Source organism: Lysobacter korlensis, assembly GCF_042434515.1.
Window position 1 is genome coordinate 1 of record NZ_JBHLTG010000075.1, and the last position, 506, is coordinate 506.

General features: G+C 43.1%; 1 protein-coding gene. It reads left to right on the forward strand.

The annotated features are described in order from the left end of the window. Positions 1 to 506, forward strand: a 506-nt coding sequence (locus ACFFGH_RS34490; protein ID WP_386677503.1) for a hypothetical protein, incomplete at both ends; no start/stop codon positions are given.

Genomic DNA, 506 nt, shown 5'->3' on the forward strand with positions numbered 1-506 from the left:
TGGTAAAATCCCACTCAGCTTTCTATCTGATCTTGGAGAGCACACTCCAGAATGGTATGTCGATTCCGAGCGCTTTGAATCTGTTGTGCAACGCGTAAGAGCTGAGATAGAAAACAGTTCGGCTGCGAACATCATATTGTCCTCTGAAGAATTTTACTTCCTCGGCACCCGAAGTCACGTTGTGAAAGAACGAGCAAAAGAATCCTTTCAAGCGTTGTTTCATGGAATGACAGTTAAGACAATCTTGTTCGTCAGAGAGCCATATGACTTTATTTGCTCTTGGTACAATCAGGCGAATAAAAGTCAGAGTTTGCGTCCCAATCGACGTTTCACGGATTTTTTTTTCATTACCAATGATAAATTGATGCTTCCGCGAGAGACTTCTGATTTTTGGCGTGATTGTTTTGGGTACGACAGTGCCATTATCCTTCCGTATCGAAATGAGCCGCAAGAACATCTGAATATGTTCAAGTGTGCTCTAGGGATGGAGTGTCAGGACCTCAATG